This window comes from Jiella mangrovi (genome assembly GCF_017815135.1).
GTDB classification, from domain to species: domain Bacteria; phylum Pseudomonadota; class Alphaproteobacteria; order Rhizobiales; family Rhizobiaceae; genus Jiella; species Jiella mangrovi.
Genome location: NZ_JAGJCF010000009.1, coordinates 1 through 15,002, shown reverse-complemented (window position 1 = coordinate 15,002; position 15,002 = coordinate 1). Strand labels below are relative to the sequence as shown.

General features: G+C 65.9%; 11 protein-coding genes. 9 read left to right on the top strand and 2 right to left on the bottom strand.

Translation table 11 applies throughout. The annotated features are described in order from the left end of the window. Nucleotides 1–68 precede the first annotated feature (68 nt). Complete coding sequence (locus J6595_RS13055; protein WP_280891006.1) at nucleotides 69–3,563, bottom strand: indolepyruvate ferredoxin oxidoreductase family protein; 3,495 nt, start codon at nucleotides 3,561–3,563, stop codon at nucleotides 69–71. Nucleotides 3,564–3,951: 388 nt separating this feature from the next. On the opposite strand from J6595_RS13055, the gene J6595_RS13050 reads away from it, so the two are divergent. Both J6595_RS13050 and J6595_RS13045 read left to right on the top strand, forming a co-directional pair. Continuing rightward, nucleotides 3,952–4,596: a TRAP transporter small permease subunit gene (locus J6595_RS13050; RefSeq protein WP_209595009.1), complete on the top strand. Its 645-nt coding sequence runs from the start codon at nucleotides 3,952–3,954 to the stop codon at nucleotides 4,594–4,596. Then, entirely contained in the window at nucleotides 4,593–6,635 is a 2,043-nt protein-coding gene (locus J6595_RS13045; RefSeq protein ID WP_209595008.1) for a TRAP transporter large permease, read from the top strand. Before J6595_RS13050 ends, J6595_RS13045 begins: the two co-directional genes overlap by 4 nt. A gap of 628 nt (nucleotides 6,636–7,263) precedes the next feature. Here J6595_RS13045 and pyrC read toward each other — a convergent pair. Beyond that, nucleotides 7,264–8,313, bottom strand: a complete 1,050-nt coding sequence (gene pyrC, locus J6595_RS13040; protein ID WP_209595007.1) for a dihydroorotase — start codon at nucleotides 8,311–8,313, stop codon at nucleotides 7,264–7,266. Nucleotides 8,314–8,597: 284 nt separating this feature from the next. Here pyrC and J6595_RS13035 point away from each other — a divergent pair, with 284 nt between their 5' ends. The 7 genes from J6595_RS13035 (at nucleotide 8,598) to J6595_RS13005 (ending at nucleotide 14,690) form a co-directional block, all read left to right on the top strand. Beyond that, nucleotides 8,598–9,779 carry an ABC transporter substrate-binding protein gene (locus tag J6595_RS13035; RefSeq protein ID WP_209595006.1) on the top strand — a complete coding sequence of 394 codons (1,182 nt, stop codon included), beginning with the start codon at nucleotides 8,598–8,600 and terminating at the stop codon, nucleotides 9,777–9,779. Nucleotides 9,780–10,036: 257 nt separating this feature from the next. Continuing rightward, nucleotides 10,037–10,963, top strand: coding sequence for a branched-chain amino acid ABC transporter permease (locus J6595_RS13030; RefSeq protein WP_209595005.1), 927 nt, complete (start codon nucleotides 10,037–10,039; stop codon nucleotides 10,961–10,963). Continuing rightward, complete coding sequence (locus J6595_RS13025) at nucleotides 10,960–11,997, top strand: branched-chain amino acid ABC transporter permease (RefSeq protein WP_209595004.1); 1,038 nt, start codon at nucleotides 10,960–10,962, stop codon at nucleotides 11,995–11,997. Before J6595_RS13030 ends, J6595_RS13025 begins: the two co-directional genes overlap by 4 nt. Beyond that, a complete protein-coding gene (locus J6595_RS13020) occupies nucleotides 11,994–12,749 on the top strand; it encodes an ABC transporter ATP-binding protein (protein WP_209595003.1) in 756 nt (251 codons plus the stop codon). Before J6595_RS13025 ends, J6595_RS13020 begins: the two co-directional genes overlap by 4 nt. Before the next feature lie 16 nt (nucleotides 12,750–12,765). Then, nucleotides 12,766–13,467, top strand: a complete 702-nt coding sequence (locus tag J6595_RS13015; RefSeq protein ID WP_209595002.1) for an ABC transporter ATP-binding protein — start codon at nucleotides 12,766–12,768, stop codon at nucleotides 13,465–13,467. Nucleotides 13,468–13,574: 107 nt separating this feature from the next. Continuing rightward, on the top strand, nucleotides 13,575–14,429 hold the full coding sequence (locus J6595_RS13010; RefSeq protein WP_342453179.1) for an alpha/beta hydrolase: 855 nt from the start codon (nucleotides 13,575–13,577) through the stop codon (nucleotides 14,427–14,429). A gap of 111 nt (nucleotides 14,430–14,540) precedes the next feature. Beyond that, nucleotides 14,541–14,690, top strand: a complete 150-nt coding sequence (locus J6595_RS13005; RefSeq protein WP_209595001.1) for a lmo0937 family membrane protein — start codon at nucleotides 14,541–14,543, stop codon at nucleotides 14,688–14,690. Nucleotides 14,691–15,002 lie beyond the last annotated feature (312 nt).

The window sequence follows — 15,002 nt, the reverse complement described above, 5'->3', positions numbered from 1 at the left end:
CTTTGGCCCGCTGTCCAGTCAAACGCTAATCTCGCACGGATCGGCGCGAGATCAGACAGCCGCGAGACCTATTCCGCGGCCTCCGCGACGTGGTGTGCGTTTTCGAACGCGGCCTCGGCGTTCCTGCGGCGCAGCTCGGCCGCTTCGGCCTTCTTGCGGCGCACCGGACCAAAGCCGTTCAGCCCCTCCGGCCATTTCGCCAGAGCGACCGCCGCGTCGTAGTTCTCGGCACAAAGGTGGCTCAGAATCATCTCGACGCTTGCCTCGTAGCGCGCGAGTTCCCCACGCTGTTCCTTGCGTTCGGCGGAAAAGCGGAATGGATCGAGCGCCGTCCCCCTGATCCGCCGCATCGCCGCAAGCAGCCGCAAGGCCGGCCGCATCCACGGGCCGAAGACGCGCTTCTTTGGCCGGCCGCCAGGTCCCGTCTCGCCGAAGACCGGCGGTGCGAGGTGGAACGTCAGCTTGCCATGGCGCTCGAAGCTTCCCGCCAGCTGGGCTGCGAAACTGCCGTCGCTGTAGAGCCGGGCGACCTCGTATTCGTCCTTGATGGCGGTCAGCCTGTAGAGCTCGCGGGCGACCGCGTCGGTCAGCGCCTCACGGCCGGGCGCAACGCGCCGCTCCGCCTTGCGGACCGCAGCGACGCTCGCCTCATAGGCTCTTGCGAAGGCCGCATCCTGATAGGCCGTCAGATCCGCGATCCGGCGGGCGATGGTCTCGTTCAGGGTTTCGGATCGCCGGCGATGGTCGATACGCTCGCCTTCGTGTGGCAGGCTGCGCGGCAACGCGCCCCGGTCGGCATGCAGCGCCCTGCCCCATTCGAAGGCCGAGAGATTGGTCTCGACATCGACGCCATTGAGGCGAATGGCGGTTTGAAGCGCCTGGCGCGAAACCGGCAGCGCGCCGGTCTGATAGGCCATGCCGAGCATCAGCGTATTGGCGAAGATCGTATTGCCGAAGAGCTGTGTCGCCGCCGCCTCGGCGTCGATCCGCACCACCTCGTCCCGCCCAGCCGCCCTCTCGATCGCCTCGATCAGCCGCCGGTTGGGAAAGGAGAAATCGACATTGTGGGTGAACTCGCCCGACAGCGTCTCGTGGGTGTCGAGCACCACCTTCGTCCTGCCCCTCGTGATCGACGCGCGGACCTTCGCCGAGCCGGCGGTGACGAGATCGCAACCGATGACCAGCCGAGCCTCGCCGGCGGCGACGCGGATCGCCTTGACGTCCTCGCGGCGCGGGGCAATGCGCACATGGCTGGTGACGGGTCCGCCCTTTTGCGCAAGCCCCGCCATGTCGATGACGCCGGCGCCATGGCCGTCGATATGGGCGGCCATGGCGATCAACGCGCCGACGGTGACGACGCCCGTCCCGCCGACGCCGGTGATGACGATGCCGACCGAGCCATCCGGCCCTTCACGGGGCGGCTCCGGCGTTTGGGGCGCCTCCAGCCTTCCCGTCGCCGGCGCTTTCAGCTCGGCGCCATGCACCGTCACCAGCGCAGGGCAGAAGCCTTCGAGGCAGGAGAAATCCTTGTTGCAGGCCGACTGGTCGATCTGGCGCTTGCGGCCGAATTCGGTGTCGACCGCTGCGATCGCCACGCAGTTGGACTGGACACCGCAATCGCCGCAGCCTTCGCAGACCCGCTCGTTGATGATCACCCGCCGGTCCGGATCGGGAAAGGTGCCGCGCTTTCTGCGCCGGCGCTTTTCCGCCGCGCAGGTCTGGTCGTAGATCAGGATGGTGAGGCCCGGGATTGCGGCAAGGTCACGCTGGACGTCGTCGAGCTCGCGGCGATGATGCAGCGTCGTGCCGGCCGGAAGCTGCCCATTGCCGCGATGCTTGTCCGGCTCGTCGGAGACGACGACGACCCGCCTCGCCCCCTCGGCGGCGACCTGCGCGGCGATCATCGGCACGGTGAGCCCGCCCTCGTGCGGCTGGCCGCCGGTCATGGCGACCGCGTCATTGTAGAGGATCTTGTAGGTGACGTTGGCGCCGGAGGCCGCTGCCGCACGGATCGCCATGATGCCGGAATGATTGTAGGTGCCGTCGCCGATATTCTGGAAGACGTGTTCGCGCTTCGAAAAGTGCCGCTCGCCGATCCAGTTGGCGCCCTCGGCGCCCATCTGGGTGTAGCCCTCAGTCTCGCGGTCCATCCACTGGGCCATGTAATGGCAGCCGATGCCGGCATAGGCCCGCGATCCTTCCGGCACGCGGGTCGAGCTGTTGTGCGGACAGCCGGCGCAGAAATAAGGTGTGCGGGCCGCGATCTCCGGCGTTGCCGCAAGATCGTCCTGCAGCGCCCCGAGACCTGCGACCTTTGCCTGCAATCCCTCATGAGGCATCCGATCGAGGATCGCCCGGCCGATGACGAGCGCGATGTCGTTGGTGTCGAGCGAGCCCTTGACCTTGAACAGCGGCTCGCCGTTTGCGCCGGTCTTGCCGACCACTTCCGGCGCGCCGGCCGTGCGGTAGAGGATCTCCTTGACCTGCGGCTCGACGACGCCGCGCTTTTCCTCGACCACGATCACGCGTTCGAGCCCCTCGGCGAAGCGGCGCACGAAGCCGGGTTCCAGCGGCCAGGGCACCGCCACCTTACCCAGCCTCAGCCCGAAGCCGGCCGCGGCCACCTCGTCGATGCCCAGCGCATCGAGCGCCTGTTCGACATCGAGCCAGGATTTCCCGAGCGACAGAATGCCGATCCTCGGCGATCTGCCGCCGGAATGGACGATCCGGTCGAGGCCGTTCGCCGCGATGAAGGCATGGGCCGCCGGCAGCCGGTGCTCGTGCAGCATCGCCTCCTGCTCGAGCGGATGGGCGGCTCGGCGAATGTTGCGAAAGCCCGGCGGCCCGTCGCTCCCGGGCAGGACGAACGCAAGTCGATCCGGGGACGCGTTCACGGTGGCGGTCGATTCCACCGTGTCCTTGACCAGCTTCATCGTCGTCCAAAGGCCCGAAAACCGCGACAGGGCATAGGCGGCGAGACCGTAATCGAGGATTTCCTGCACGCCGGCGGGGTGGAAGATCGGCATCATCGCGTCGATCGACGCGAATTCGGACTGGTGGGCCGAAGTGGAGGATTCACACGTATGGTCGTCGCCCAGAAGCGCGATGACGCCGCCATGGCGCGACGTGCCCGCGAGATTGGCATGCCGGAAGGCATCGCCGGAACGGTCGACCCCCGGCCCCTTGCCGTACCAGAGCCCGAAGACGCCGTCATGGCGCCCTTCGCCGCGCAGTTCCGCCTGCTGAGCGCCCCAAAGCGCCGTTGCCGCGAGATCCTCGTTGAGACCGGGCTCGAAGACGATGCGGCTTGCCGCAAGCTCCTTTGCGGCACGAACGAACTGCTGGTCGAGCCCGCCGAGCGGCGAGCCGCGATAACCGGTGACATAGGCGGCGGTCGAAAGCCCCGCCGCCTTGTCGCGCGCGGCCTGCATCAGCATCAGCCGGACGACCGCCTGAGGGCCGGACAAAAGCACGTCATCGACCAAAAGATCGAACCTGTCGCCGAGGGCGACGCGGCGAACTGTCATGCTTTTCCTCCCCGAGAGCGGCCTTGCGCCTCCCAGCGCCGGAACCGGCCAAGCCGCTTCACTCTCACATCGATTATAGCTTCTTTTCAGGCATTTGTGAGCCTTCGCGGACGGCTCGTCAAAGGCTTTCGAACGCGGCCCGCCGTGCCGCCGCAGCGCGAAGCGGCGCACGCTACCCTTCGCAAGTTCCGATCGTCGCCAACCGCAACGATGACTTGCGCTTATTCAGCCGTTGCAGCGCCACTCTTGCGCAAACGCGTGAATTTGCTTAACGCAACGCGCATCTTCGAGCGCGGAGAAGGAACCGCCGCACTCTCCTGACAGCTGCCTTTCGGGGGCGGATTACAAAACGACGAGCGGTGGACGAGCGAGCCGGCACGATCGGTCCTGAGCGTCGATCCCCGCCGATTGGGGGGAACGCCGCATGTCGGCTCTCATGTCCTTTGCGCGAGGCATCGACAAGGTCACGACCTTCGTCGGGCGATCGGTCGCCTGGCTCGTCCTCGTCGTCGTCATCGTATCCGCCGGCAATGCGGTGATCCGCAAGGTCTTCGACATCTCCTCCAACGCCTGGCTCGAACTCCAGTGGTATCTGTTCGGCGCGATCTTCATGCTCGCCGCCGCCTGGACCCTGCAGCGCAACGAGCACATCCGCGTCGACATCGTCTCCAACGCCCTGTCCAAGCGCACCCGAGACTGGATCGACTTCATCGGCCACATCGTCATCCTGCTGCCATTCGCGGGGCTGATGGTCTGGCTGCTCTTCCCCTATGCGCTGCGGTCCTACGAAATCCAGGAATATTCGCCCAATGCCGGCGGGCTGATCGTCTGGCCGGCCAAGGCGCTGCTTCTCGCCGGCTTCGTGCTGCTGCTGTTCCAGGGCATTTCGGAACTCATCAAGCGCGGCGCCGTGCTGTTTGCCGGCTATCCGGACGAAACGCCGACCGGCGCCAGCCACGCCGCCGAGGCGTCGGAACTCGCCGCACTCGCCCCGGACCAGCCCCAGGGCGGCACGGAACTGCCGACCGGCGCGAAGGGCTCCCTGACCAATGAGGAGCCGCGCCGGTGACCGAATTCATCGCCCACAACCTCGCGCCGATCATGTTCGTCACGCTGGTGGTCGTGCTTCTGCTCGGTTATCCGGTGGCCTTCTCGCTCGCCGCGATCGGCCTCGGCTTCTTCGTCATCGGCGTCGAGCTGGCGCCGCTTTCCTCCGACATCAACCTGTTCTGGCCGCTGCTCGGAGCCCTGCCGGACCGCTTCTTCGGCGGGGTGATGTCGAACGACACGCTGCTCGCCATCCCCTTCTTCACCTTCATGGGGCTGATCCTCGAGCGTTCGGGCATGGCCGAGGATCTGCTCGAAACCGTCGGCCAGCTGTTCGGCCCGCTGCGCGGCGGCCTCGCCTATGCCGTCATCTTCGTCGGCGCGCTGCTTGCCGCCACGACCGGCGTCGTCGCCGCCTCCGTCATCGCCATGGGCCTCATCTCGCTGCCGATCATGCTGCGCTACGGCTATGATCGCAAACTCGCCTCCGGCGTCATCGTCGCCTCGGGCACGCTGGCCCAGATCGTCCCGCCCTCGCTCGTCCTGATCGTTCTCGCCGACCAGCTCGGCCGCTCGGTCGGCGACATGTATTCCGGCGCGCTGGTGCCGGCGCTGGTCCTGACCGGCCTCTATCTTCTCTACATGTTCGCCGTGACGATGCTGAACGCGAAATCCGCCCCGGCCCTGCCGCCGGAGGCGCGGACGCTGGGCGGCGGCGTCACCTCGCTCTTCCTGTCAATCGTCGCGGCCGTCGCCATCGCCTATGTCGCGACCCTCTACTTCGAAGGCGAGGTCCAGCAGGGCGCCGCGATCTGGGGCGCCGTCGTCGGCGTGGTCGCGATCTACACCGTCGCCGTCCTCAACAAGGCGCTGAAGCTCAAGCTTCTCTCCTATCTGACCCAGCAGGTGATCATCGTCATGGTGCCGCCGCTGGCGCTGATCTTCCTCGTCCTCGGCACGATCTTCCTCGGCGTCGCGACGCCGACGGAGGGCGGTGCCATGGGTGCAGTGGGTGCGTTGATCCTCGCCTTCTCCAAGCGCCGGCTGAACACCACGCTGATGGTCCAGGCGATGGAGGCGACGACCAAGCTCTCGGCCTTCGTTCTGTTCATCCTGATCGGCGCGCGGGTGTTCTCGCTGACCTTTTACGGCGTCAACGGCCATATCTGGGTCGAGGAGCTTTTGACCTCGGTTCCCGGCGGCGAGACCGGCTTCCTCATCGTCGTCAACGTGCTGGTCTTCTTCCTCGCCTTCTTCCTCGACTTCTTCGAGCTCGCCTTCATCATCGTGCCGCTCTTGGCGCCCGTCGCCGACAAGCTCGGCATCGATCTCATCTGGTTCGGCGTCCTCCTCGGCATCAACATGCAGACCTCGTTCATGCATCCGCCCTTCGGCTTCGCACTGTTCTATCTGCGCTCGGTGGCGGCGAAGGTGCCCTATCTCGATCGTGTGACGGGCAAGCGCATGGAGCCGGTGACGACCGGGCAGATCTATTGGGGCGCCGTGCCCTTCGTCTGCATCCAGGTGGTCATGGTCGGCCTCACCATCGCCTTCCCGGGCATGGTGATGCGCTACAAGAGCGAGGCTCCGCCGCCGGCTTCCCAGGACTTCAAGGTGCCCGGCTTCGGCGAAAGCACCGGCGGCAACAATGGCAACGCCCCGAGTTTCGGCCTGCCGCCGCTCGGCGGAGCGCCCTCCTTCGGCACCCCCGGCGGTGGCAATGGCTCCGGTTCGACGGGCGGATCCGGCACGTCCGGCAATGGCGGCTTCGGCCTGCCGCCGCTGACCTTCCCCGGCAGCCAGCCGGCGCCGGGCGGAACGGGCAGCCAGGGCGGCACTTCGGGCGCAGGCAGCGCTGGCCAGGCCGGCCAGTCACAGGCCCCGGCCTTCGGCCTGCCACCGCTGGAGCTCGGCAACAAGCCGACCGGCTCACAGGGTGACGCCAATGGCACCGCATCCGGCACCACACAACCGCAAAAGCCGGCGAACGGCCAAAAACCCGCCACCGGCAACGACGCATCTGGCGGCGTCGATCTCTCGAAGCCGCCGTCCTTCAACTGACGGACGGCGACACGGTCAATTCAGACTGGCCGCCCGCCCGACAGCTTCGTCATCCCGGGCTTGACCCGGGATCCATTCCAAACCATCGACGCTGTCGAAGCGTGCGAGCGCTATCGTCTTGATTTTTTGAAGCGAAGGGGCTCGTCCAGCTCAGAGGAATGGGTCCCGGGTCAAGCCCGGGATGACGAGGCGTCGGCGGCAGCGGCTCGTCTTTGAAGCGGGCATACGCGCAAGGCGGTATCGAGCCTGCCCGCCGGTCCCAGACCCCCAAAAAGCGACCGAGAGCGGCCGTCACATATCCGCGTCGTCATGCTCGGGCCCCGTCCCGAGCATCCAGAGTCACAGGCTCAAACGCCTGCAACTGTCCAAGAAAACTGCCTCGATCTCACTCGGCAGGCGTTTGCGGATGATCCGGGAATGCATCGTCTCGGACACCTCTGAACGTCATTTCAGTCGCTCGGAGCGGTGAATGTGGTCGTAACCCCCCTGGATTCTCGGGACGGCGCGCGAGAATGACGACGCGTCGGGGCCAGCGCATCCCAGCCATCCGCTTTGCGCCAGACAACCGCGGCCGTGACGGCGCCTTCAAAGTTGCCAGGATGTGGGTGCGGCGTCCGGGCCGATCTCGTCAATTCTCGACCACCGACCACATCAGCGGCTGATCGGCCTTGAACACCACGACCAGCCCGTCCTCGCCGGCGTCGACCGAATGGAAGACCGTCTTGTCCGGCGCCTCTCGCCGCAGCCGGATCGTGTCAGTATTGACGGGCAGCCGGTAGAAGGCCGGGCCGTTACGCGAGACGAAGCCCTCCAGCTTCTCCAGCGCGTCCTCCTCGTCGAAGACCTGCGCGACGTACGGAATGGCGACCGGGGCGTTGAAGATGCCGGCGCAGCCGCAGGCGCATTCCTTCAGGGACGACAGATGCGGCGCGGAATCGGTGCCGAGGAAGAACTTCGCGCTGCCCGACGTCGCGGCCTTCCTGAGCGCCTGGCGGTGGTTCTCGCGCTTTGCGATCGGCAGGCAGTAAAAATGCGGGCGGATGCCACCCTTGAAGATGTCGGTGCGGTTGATGATCAGATGCTGGGGCGTGATCGTCGCGGCGAGATTGTCGCCCGCCTCGCCGACATAGGAGGCGCCCTCCTCGGTCGTGATATGCTCCATCACGATGCGCAGGCCCGGGAAATCCTTGCGCAGCGGCTTCAGCACCCGTTCGATGAACACCGCCTCGCGGTCGAAGATGTCGACCTCGGGGTCGGTCACCTCGCCATGGACGAGGAGCGGCACGCCGGCCTTCTGCATCGCCTCGAGGACGCCGTGGACGCGTGAGAAATCCTTGACGCCCGCGTCGGAATTCGTCGTCGCGCCGGCCGGATAGAGTTTCACGGCCGCCAGCTCGCCGCTCCCCGCTCCCTCGGTGATCGTCCGGGGATCGGTCGTCTCGGTGAGGTAGAGCGTCATCAGCGGGCGAAAGCTCATTCCCGCCGGCAGCGCGGCTTCGATCCGCCCGCGATAGGCGCGCAGGTCGGCGAGGGTTCGCACCGGCGGCACGAGGTTGGGCATGACGATGGCGCGCGAAAAGCTGGCGGCGCTGACCGGCGCGACGGCTTTCAGCATGGCGCCGTCGCGCAAATGCAGATGCCAGTCGTCGGGGCGGATGATCTCGATCTCGGCGGTCATGGCTCTGCCCTTTCCCGAATGTCTGCGGCGCGGCGCCATCACGGCCGATGGCCGGGCGGTTTGACCAAACCTTCGCGCCCCTGTCCAGAGCATCCGACGCCCGTATCACAGCGGCGGCGGGCGGCCACAAAATCCGCTCCCGCCCGTTGCGGCTGGATATTTTATGTGAAACATCTCTTGCCGTTGGAGAATGGGGCAGGCGTCCAGTCGAGATCGAGCAACGCCTAAAGGCGGCAGGTAAAACGACCGGGTCGCCGAAGAACTTGTGCATGGGAGATGCAGGAATGACAGCTATCCGCACCGTCGCCATCGGCCTTATCGCGGCGGCATCCTTTGCCGGATCGGCCTGTGCACAAGACGAGACCGACGAAAAGCTGAAGGTCGGGCTGATGCTAACACTGTCCGGCCCCGCAGCCGTCCTCGGCGAACAGGCGCGCGACGGCTTCATGCTGGCGCTCGAAGACATGGACGGCAAGCTTGGCGGGGTCGAGGCCGACGTCGTCACCGTGGACGACGAGCTAAAACCCGACGTCGCGGCCAACAAGGCGCGGGAACTCGTCGAGCGCGACGATGCGGACTTCGTCGTCGGCCCGATCTTCTCCAACATCGCCGGCGCCATCGTGAAGCCCGTGACCGACGCCGGCGCCTTCCTGATCAGCCCGAATGCCGGCCCGTCGAACCTCGCCGGCGCCGAGTGCAACAAGAATTTCTTCGCCGTTTCCTATCAGAACGACCAGAACCACGAGGTTCTCGGCCAATATGCCAAGGACGAGGGCTACGGCCGGGTCTTCCTGATGGCGCCAAACTACCAGGCGGGTAAGGACGCGCTCGCCGGCTTCAAGCATTCCTACGAGGGCGAGATCGTCGGCGAGCTCTACACGCCTCTCGGCCAGCTCGACTTTTCCGGCGAACTCGCGCAGATCGCCGCGATGCAGCCCGACGCCGTCTACACCTTCATGCCCGGCGGCATGGGCGTCAATCTCGTCAAACAGTATCGCCAGGCGGGCCTCGAAAGCATCCCCTTCCTCTCGGCCTTTACCGTCGACGAGACGACGCTCCCCGCCCAGAAGGACGCGGCCGTCGGCTTTTACGGCGGCTCGGACTGGGCGCCGGACATGGACAACGAAAAGTCCAGGACCTTCGTCGCGGCATACGAGAAGAAGTATGGCAGCGTGCCGGGCAGCTACGCCATGCACGGCTACGACGCCGCGCTCCTCATCGCCAGCGCCGTGAAGGCCACCGGCGGCGATCTTTCCGACAAGGACGCCCTGCGCAAGGCGCTCGAGGCCGCCGATTTTAAGTCGCTGCGCGGCGATTTCAAGTTCGGCCCGAACCACTTCCCGATCCAGGACTTCTACCTCGTCAAGGTCGCCAAGCGGGACGACGGCAAGTATCAGACCGAGATCGAAAAGCCGATCTTCACCGACTATGCCGACACCTATGCCAAGGACTGCAAGATGGATTGAGGTCGGCCAGATATGGGGCGGAGAGTGACGCGCATCAGCCGCCCCTCATCCTGAGGTGCCGCCGAAGGCGGCCTCGAAGGGCGAGGGGCGGCTCGCTCGACCGTTCCGGTCAATCTTCTTCCGCGCGCGCATTCCTTGAAAAGGCAGCGCCCGCCCCTCGCCCTTCGAGGCTCGCTTTGCTCGCACCTCAGGATGAGGGGCGACTGACGGTCAAGGGCGCCTGAACGCTCCAAAGCCATGAGAACGACGTAGGACACGTGTTCAACCTCTTCCTCCTCCAGGCGCTGAACGGCGTCCAGTTCGGGATCCTCCTGTTCCTCGTCGCGGCGGGTCTGACGCTGATCTTCGGCATCATGGACATGATCAATCTCGCGCACGGCGTCCTCTACATGGTCGGCGCCTATTTCGCGGCGGCCTTCACCGCGCTCACCGGCGACTTCCTGCTCGGCCTTGCCATCGCGCTGCCGGCGGCTCTCCTTTTCGGTCTCGTTCTGGAATTCCTGATCTTCCGCCATCTTTACGAGCGCGATCATCTCGATCAGGTGCTGGCGACCTTCGGCCTGATCCTGATCCTCAACGAGGGCGTCAAGATCCTCTGGGGCGCGGCGCCGATGAGCGTGCCGATCCCGGATATTCTCTCGGGCTCGATCCCGCTGATCGGCCCCTTGCGCTATCCGTTCTACCGGGTCGTCATCATCGCCGCCGGGCTCGCGACCGCCGTCGGCCTGTGGCTCCTCGTCAACCACACCCGCGTCGGCATGCTTTTGCGGGCCGGCGCGGTCAACGCGCCGATGGTCTCGGCGCTCGGCGTCGACATCCGCCGGCTGTTCATGCTGGTCTTCGGCTTCGGGGCGATGCTGGCCGGCTTTGCCGGCGCCATGGTCGCGCCGATCCTTTCGGTCGAGCCCGGCATGGGCGACGGCATCCTGATCCTGACCTTCGTCGTCATCGTCATCGGCGGCGTCGGCTCGGTGCGCGGCGCCTTCGTCGCGGCGATCCTCGTCGGCCTCGTCGATACGCTCGGCCGCACCTTCGGCCCGATCGTTCTGCGCAGCCTGATGGACCCTTCCGCCGCCTCGCAGACCGGCCAGACGCTGGCGCCGATGCTGATCTACATCCTGATGGCGGCCGTCCTGTTCTTCCGCCCCTCCGGGCTGTTTCCGGCCAAGGGCGCGGCGGCATGAGCGCCGGCGAGAGCAAGATTGCACTTGGCGGAAAGACCGCTCGCACCACGCCGGATCTTGCGCGCGATCGCCGGCGCGGCATCGTCGATGGCCGCGGCGCGGCACTCGCGGCCGTCCTCCTCCTTCTCGCCCTTTCGCTGCTTCCGCCGATCGCCCTTCTCATCGGCGATCCGTTTCTCGTCGTCACGGCGACGCGGATCATGATCTTCGCCATCGCCGCCCTGTCGCTCGATCTCGTTCTCGGCTATGGCGCCATGGTGTCCTTCGGTCACGCCGCATTCCTCGGTCTCGGCGCCTATTCGGTGGCGATCCTGTTGGCGAACGGCACCTCGGACATTCTCATCCAGACGCTTGTGGCGATCCTCGCCTCGGCGCTTTTCGCCCTCGTCACCGGTGCGATCTCGCTGCGCACCAAGGGCGTCTACTTCATCATGATCACGCTGGCCTTCGGCCAGATGGCCTATTTCTTCATGGTCTCGCTCTCGGCCTATGGCGGCGACGACGGGATGACGCTCGCCGCCCGCTCGACGCTTCTCGGCCTGCCGGTTCTCAACAGCGATCTGACGCTGTTCTATCTGACGCTCGGCGTCCTGGCGCTCGCCTTCGTGGGGCTGCGCGCCGTCATTTTCTCCCGTTTCGGCCGGGTGCTGCGGGGCACGCGCCAAAACCCTGTCCGCATGCAGGCGATCGGCTTTCAACCCTTCGCCTACCAGCTGACGGCCTATGTCATCGCCGGAGCGCTTGCCGGCGTCGCCGGCGTCCTCCTCGCCAATCAGGCGGAGTTCGTCTCGCCCGCCTATATGAGCTGGCAGCGCTCGGGCGAGCTGATCGTCATGGTCGTCCTCGGCGGAATGGGCACGCTGGTCGGCGCCATTGGCGGGGCCATCGCCTTCCTGCTCTTGGAGGACTGGCTGGCGAAGTTTTCCGAGCACTGGAAGCTCGGGCTCGGCGTTCTCCTCGTCTGCCTCGTCCTCTTCACGCGCGGCGGCATCGCCGGCGGCATCGAGCGACTGTTCAGGAGAGCGCCGTCTTGAGCGAGCCACTCCTCTCCGTCTCCCACCTTCGCAAGTCTTTCGGCGCGCTGGCCGTCACCGACGACGTCAGCTTTAACGTCGCGCCGGGCGAGCTCCACGCCATCATCGGCCCGAACGGCGCCGGCAAGACGACGCTGATCCATCAGCTTTCCGGCAGCCTTGCGAGCGATTCCGGCGCGATCTCGTTCGCCGGCGATGAGGTTACGCGGCTGTCCATGGTCGATCGGGTGCGCCGGGGCCTTGCGCGCTCCTTCCAGATCACCTCGATCCTCGAAGCCTTCACCGTTCTTGAAAACGCGGCGCTTGCGGTCCAGGCGAGATCGGGATCGAGCTTCCGCTTTTTCCGCTCCGCGGCAAGGGAGGCGCCTATCAACGACGCGGCGATGGCCGCCCTTGCGCGCGTCAAGCTCGACGACCGGGCGCATCGGCGGGCGGGAAGCCTGTCGCATGGCGAAAAGCGCCAGCTCGAGATCGCCATCGCGCTGGCGACCGGCGCAAGGCTCCTTCTCCTCGACGAGCCCCTGGCCGGCACCGGCCGCGAAGAATCGGCGGTTCTCGTCTCGCTCATGCGCGAATTGAAGGAAACGCATACCCTCGTCCTGATCGAGCACGACATGGACGCCGTCTTCGCGCTGGCCGACAGGGTGAGCGTCCTCGTCTACGGCCAGCTGATCGCCACCGGCGTGCCCGAAGTGGTGCGCAACCATCGGGACGTCAGAGCCGCCTATCTCGGCGAGGAGACGGCCGCCTGATGCCGAAAGCACCCTCATGCTGAAAGTCGAAGGCCTTCAAAGCGGCTATGGCGACAGCCGCATCCTGTTCGGCATCGATCTCGGCGTCGGCGCCGGCGAGGTGGTCACGCTGCTCGGACGCAACGGCATGGGCAAGACGACGACGATCAAGTCGATCTTCGGGCTGCTCAAGCCCGAGGGCGGCAGGGTCACGATCGACGGTGAAGACGTCACCGGCAAGCCGCCCCATGTCATCGCCCGGCGCGGCCTCGGCCTCGTGCCCGAGGGGCGGCAGATCTTTCCGACGCTGTCCGTCGAGGAAAATCTGGTCGCGACCCATCGCAGCGATCGCTCCGGCGCCGCCAAATGGACCCTCGAAACGATCTACCGGCTGTTTCCGCGCCTCAAGGAGCGCCGCCGCAACATGGGCAACCAGCTCTCGGGCGGAGAACAGCAGATGCTGGCCATCGGCCGCGCGCTGATGACCAACCCGCGGCTGGTCGTTCTCGACGAAGCCACCGAAGGGCTCGCCCCGCTGATCCGCGAGGAGATCTGGACGTGCCTGACCGAGATCAGAAATGCCGGCGAGGCGATCCTCGTCATCGACAAGAATGTCGACGCCCTGGCGCGGTTCGCCGATCGCCACGTCGTCATCGAAAAGGGCCGCGTCGCCTGGGCCGGCACGACGGCCGATCTCAAGGCGACGCCTGAGATCAAGGAGCGGTTCTTGCATGTGTGAGGTGAACCCTCGCGGCGCAGTCGTCCACGGCCGAGGGCGGGGCGATCGACGCGATCTTTTCGCGACGACCCGAGCGGGCGAAATGACGATCTTACAGGGACGAACCCGTGGCATCTGACACGATCTGGACCGGCGGCGAGCCGATCTGCGACTACGACCGCGCCTACGACAATGGCGGATCGATCGCCGACGCAAAGAGCTATCTGCCTCGCTGGCAGGAAGAGGCGCGCGCGTTTCGCGATGCCCTGGCGGCGGCGGACCGCGCCGAACTCGGCTTGGCCTATGGCGAGAAACGCCGCCAGATCTACGATTTCTTCCAACCGCAAGAGGAGCCGAAGGGCCTCGTCGTCTTCGTCCATGGCGGCTACTGGAAAGGGCAGGAAATCGGCAACTGGTCGCATTTTGCCAAAGGCGCGCTCGATCGCGGCTTTGCCGTCGCCCTGCCGGACTACACGCTCTGCCCGCAAGCGACGATCCCCGAAATCACGCAGGAGATCGCCCGTTTTCTGGATGAGGTCGCGGCAAGGGACGCCGGCCCGATCCGCCTTTCGGGCCACTCGGCGGGCGGCCACCTCGTCACCCGCATGCTCTGCAGCAACGCCCCGATCTCGCCGGCCACCGCCGGCCGCATCGACCGCGTCGCCTCGATCAGCGGCTGCCATGACCTCCGGCCGATCATGCGCACGGGCATGAACGCCGTTCTCGGCCTCGATGCCGCGACCGCCCGGGCCGAAAGCCCGGCGCTTCTGGAGCCTCGCGCGGGGATCGATCTCCTGTGCCTTTGCGGCGGCGCTGAGCTGCCGGAATTTCGCCGGCAGAACAGTCTTCTTGCCAATGTCTGGCATGGTTTCGGCGGAAGGACCCGTGCCGTCGAAGCGCCCGGCCGGCACCATTTCGACGTCGTCGACGAGCTCATTGCGCCTTCGAGCGAACTTCTGGCTTTTCTGACGCAAACGGGGTGACCAGCGGGCCTCGTCGCGGATCTGAAGGGAACGGGCGAACGGTTCACGCCGTTGTTATAGTCCTCAACGGGCCGTTTCGGCCCGAATCTCCTACAGAATGAAAGACTAGCAATGCTCTGGACGATCGCCGTCATTCTCGTGATCCTCTGGCTGCTGGGCGCCTTCGCGTTCCACGTCGCCGGCGGGTTGATCCATCTTCTCCTGGTAATCGCCGTGATCGTCGTCATCTACCAGCTCGTCACCGGCCGCCGCAGGCTGTAGAGGCCGGACGTCCCACGGCATCGTGCTTTATTGCGTGCCTGACAGTCTGAGATTGGGCGTCCGCTTTTATCGCGCTCGTCATGCTCGGGCCCCGTCCCGAGCATCCAGTGCGCCGTTTAAGCTTCTGTTGTGTCAGACGTTTCTGGCAACTGTGTTCATTCGAACGCCTTTCTGTCTCTCTGCAGGGCGTTGAGAACAGTGAGAAGCTTTCTGGCGACGGCGATGATGCCGACTTTCTTCGATCCCGATCTTTCGGCGACGGCTTGAAAGAAGCTCTTGAAACGGGTGTTTGCGCGAATGGCACCGAGGGCG

Coding starts and splice junctions, on each gene's coding strand:
- J6595_RS13015 (WP_209595002.1), top strand. CDS start 12,766: ATGCTGAAAGTCGAAGGCCTTCAAAGCGGCTATGGCGACAGCCGCATC.
- J6595_RS13005 (WP_209595001.1), top strand. CDS start 14,541: ATGCTCTGGACGATCGCCGTCATTCTCGTGATCCTCTGGCTGCTGGGC.
- pyrC (WP_209595007.1), bottom strand. CDS start 8,313: ATGACCGCCGAGATCGAGATCATCCGCCCCGACGACTGGCATCTGCAT.
- J6595_RS13035 (WP_209595006.1), top strand. CDS start 8,598: ATGACAGCTATCCGCACCGTCGCCATCGGCCTTATCGCGGCGGCATCC.
- J6595_RS13025 (WP_209595004.1), top strand. CDS start 10,960: ATGAGCGCCGGCGAGAGCAAGATTGCACTTGGCGGAAAGACCGCTCGC.
- J6595_RS13050 (WP_209595009.1), top strand. CDS start 3,952: ATGTCGGCTCTCATGTCCTTTGCGCGAGGCATCGACAAGGTCACGACC.